Consider the following 3,582-nt stretch of genomic DNA (forward strand, 5'->3'; position numbering starts at 1 on the left):
GGTTGCGGGGGCGTGAGCCGCATGGATGCGGCGACCGAGCTTACATGGACGTACTTGCAGCGTCCCCCGCAACCGGACCCACCCCGCCATCCCACGGAATGCGCGCTGTTGCTGTTGCTGTTGCTCCGGCCTCGGCAGGTGCAGGGCGCAGCCCTGCCGGGAATCCCCTACTCCTGGGGGTCGCGGGTGATGTGGATGTCCGTTGGCGTGGACAGCGGAATGTTCCGCTCCGCCAGGATCTGCAACAGACTGAAATACAGATCGCTGCGGGTGCCGTACACCTGCCGCGGGCTGGCCACGTAGGCGAAGCTGTTGATGGTGATCTGGCCGCCGGCAATGCCGTCGATGTACACCGTCGGCGCGGGCGTCTGCAGCACGCTGGTGTGCGCGCCATAGGCATCCAGCATGGCCTGCCGCAGGCCGGCGACGTCGGTGCTGGTCGGTACCGCGAACTGGATCTGGATGCGGCCCTGATTGTTGCCCATCGTCATGTTGCGGATGGTCTTGGTGATCAGCTCCGAGTTGGGCACGATCAACGTGGACTTGTCGCCCACCTGGATCTCGGTCGAGCGCACATTGATGCGGCGGATGTCGCCTTCCTGGTCACCCAGCTTCACCCAGTCACCGATCTTCACCGGTCGCTCGGCCAACAGGATCAGGCCGGAAACAAAATTCTGGGTGATCGCCTGCAGGCCGAAACCAATACCCACCGACAACGCACTGACCAGCAGCGCCAGCTTCTGCAGGTTCAGTCCCATCACCGTCAGGGCCCACAGCACCGCGATGATGATGCCAAGATAGCGGGCGACGGTGCTGATTGAATTGCGCGCGCCCAGATCCAGTTCGGTCTTGGGCAGGTAGGTGTCGGCCAGCCAGCGCTGCACCACCTGCATCACCCCTAGCCCGGCCAGCAGCACGCCGATGGCCAGTACGATGCGACCCGGCTCCAGCGTCAGGTCCTTGGCGATGGGAATGCCATTGGCCAGCGACGCGAAGCGCTCCACGATCGAGCCGACATTGCCGAAGGGCGCGGCCAGTGCCAGCAGCGCGATCAGAACCACGAAGGTGCGTAGCACCGCCGACAGCAGCACGCCGGCCTGCTCCAGCCTGGAGACGCTCAGGCCGGTGCTGAGCAGGATGGTCTGGCCAACCGTGCTGTCGGCGTTCAACAGCCAGGTGCAGAAATCATCGACGAACTTGAACAGCAGTGTGGCTGCCAGCACCACGATGCTGCCGCCGATCAACTGCTGGTTCACGAACTTGGCGAAGTTCACATAGCCCAGCAGCGTGGCGATGATCGCCGCCACCACCGCGATGTTGCCAGCCACACGCGCCAGTACCAACCAACTGCTGCGGCGCACCGGCTGCTGTGCGCCGAGACCATCGGCCTGCGCTTCCAGCTTCGCTTCGGCTTCAGCCGTCTGCCGCCGGTGCAGGCGTGCCAGGGTCACCAGCATGGCCATGATCAGGCCGAGGTAGGTCAGCGCAATCACGCCATCCAGTGCCACCGTGGTCACGTCGCTGGTGCGGGTGGCACGGTCGATGGCCACCAGCACGTTGCTCAGCCAGGCCAGCGCAGCGGCACCCCAGGCGTACTTGCGCAGCTTCAGCGCGGCGGTGTCATCCAGGTTCAGCAGCCGCCAGGAGGGGCGCCTGGGCATCAGCAGGCACGCGCTGAGCGCGGCGATGAAGGCCGCAGCGAAGGTCGCCGCCACCAGGCCATCGGCCACGTTCTGCAGGCGCGGGGCGATGCCGCCAATGGCATTCAGCGAAGCCACCAGCACCACCACCGCATAGCCCGGCAGCAGGGTGCCCACCAGCAGCAGCCACATGGCCAGGCCGGAACGGCGCAGGCGGCCGTCCGGCGCGCGTTCCGAGGCGGCAAACCGGCGCCCCAGCGCGCGCAGCCACAGGCGCAGCGGGAACATCATCACCAGTGCTGCGGCCAGGCCGAGCAGCAGGGTGCCCCAGCCGTGCGTGTCGATGGCCTTGGCCAGGGTGTCACGCCCCTGTTGCGCCAACGGGCGCACGCGGGCGATGTCATCGGGAAGCTGATCGGCCACCTGCCGCCAGAGCGACGGCGACAGCGGTGAATCGACCTTGCGGCCCAGTTCCTCGCTGATCTGCGCGGAACGTTGCTTGTCGATGTCCGCACTCAACTGCTGGGCACGCACCGCGATGGATTTTGCCTGGGCCACCGAGGCGGCCAGGGCATCGCGCTCGCGGGTGAGCGTGCGTCGCTGCGCGGCCAGGTCGGGGGGCTCGGTGGTGCCCTGCGGCGCTTCACCCAGCTGGGCCAGCTGCTCATTGAGCTGATCCAGCTGTGGCTGCAGGGACTTGTCCAGCGCCTCGGCATCCCGCTTGGCCTTCGACGCGTTCTCTGAAAGCGTGCCGAGTGTTTCGGTGGCTTCGGCGTCGTCACGCTTGCGCTCGATCTCCTTCAGCGCGCTGTCAATCTGTGCCAGCTGCTGCTTCGGCGTAGGCGCCTCGTTCTGCGCGAGCGCGGGCGCGGGCGCGGACAGCAGAAGGGCAGCACCCAGCAGCAGGCCCAGCCAGGGCCCGCGCATGCGGATCGATTGCAGGAAGGAAGACACGCCAGATGCACACCGGTTCGCGCGGACCACCGCGCCTGCGCGCGACTATACGGCACGACCGGTCAAGGTCGGATGCCCAGGGCGGCACCGCCCGCAGCACCCGCCCCCGCGGTTCAGTACTTCAACCGCAGCTCCTCCACCGTCGGCTGCTGCAGCGCATACCAGTCCTGGAACTCTTCCTCGGTGATTTCGTCCGGGGCGTACACCGCCACCGGAGGCCAGTCGTGGTCGGTCGGCAGCGGCTGGCGCGGACCGGCGCGCAGGCTGTAGCTGACGCCCTCATAGTCCACCAGATCGTCGACCTGCGGCCATTGCTCGCGCGCGAACGCGGTTTCACTCTTCAACAGGATCACCTGGTACATCGGCACCTCCACTTCAGGTTGGATCGGAACACCCGGCGCTGGCGGCAGGATACCGCCGCGCCGATGACAGCGGGAATGACGCCGCGGCGACGCAATGTTCTGGACACCGCCATCGCTCCGGCTTCACCCGCTCGTGGCGAGGCCGTCGGCATCGTGGAGGCCCGTTCCCACTGCGCTTGCCGATGACCGAACAGCTGCCACTGAAGACCGTCGCCGACCTCAAGCTGCCCCGCTACCTGGGCACCTGGTATGAGATCGCGCGCCTGCCCATGCGCCACGAGCCGGAAGGCTGCACCGATGTCTCGGCGCACTACAGCCTGCTCGACAACGGCAACGTCAGCGTCCACAACCGCTGCCGCATGGACGGCCAGGTCGAGGAGGCCAGCGGCGAAGCCTGCCCCGTCGACAACGACAGCGCGCGCCTGGAAGTGAGCTTCCTGCCCAAGGGCCTGCGCTGGCTGCCCTTCGCCAAGGGCGACTACTGGGTCATCCAGATCGCTCCGGACTACAGCGTGTCGCTGGTTGGCAGCCCCGATCGCCGCTACCTGTGGCTGCTGGCACGCGAGCCGAAGCTGGACGCCACCGTGCGGGACCATTATCTGGCCACGGCGCGGCTGCAGGGCTTC

At 67.2% G+C, this 3,582-nt stretch carries 3 protein-coding genes; 1 reads left to right on the top strand and 2 read right to left on the bottom strand.

Features of this window, described 5'->3' with window-relative positions; all coding sequences use genetic code 11:
* Positions 1 to 167 precede the first annotated feature (167 nt).
* Positions 168 to 2,567, bottom strand: coding sequence for a DUF3772 domain-containing protein (locus tag QMZ25_RS18965; RefSeq protein ID WP_283220129.1), 2,400 nt, complete (start codon positions 2,565 to 2,567; stop codon positions 168 to 170).
* Between the two features lie 140 nt (positions 2,568 to 2,707).
* Complete coding sequence (locus QMZ25_RS18970) at positions 2,708 to 2,956, bottom strand: hypothetical protein (protein WP_053520409.1); 249 nt, start codon at positions 2,954 to 2,956, stop codon at positions 2,708 to 2,710.
* 182 nt (positions 2,957 to 3,138) lie between these two features.
* Here QMZ25_RS18970 and QMZ25_RS18975 point away from each other — a divergent pair.
* On the top strand, positions 3,139 to 3,582 hold a 444-nt coding region (locus tag QMZ25_RS18975; protein WP_283220128.1), incomplete at its 3' end, for a lipocalin family protein.

The organism is Stenotrophomonas sp. RS-48, from assembly GCF_030053245.1.
GTDB classification, from domain to species: Bacteria; Pseudomonadota; Gammaproteobacteria; order Xanthomonadales; family Xanthomonadaceae; genus Stenotrophomonas; species Stenotrophomonas maltophilia_P.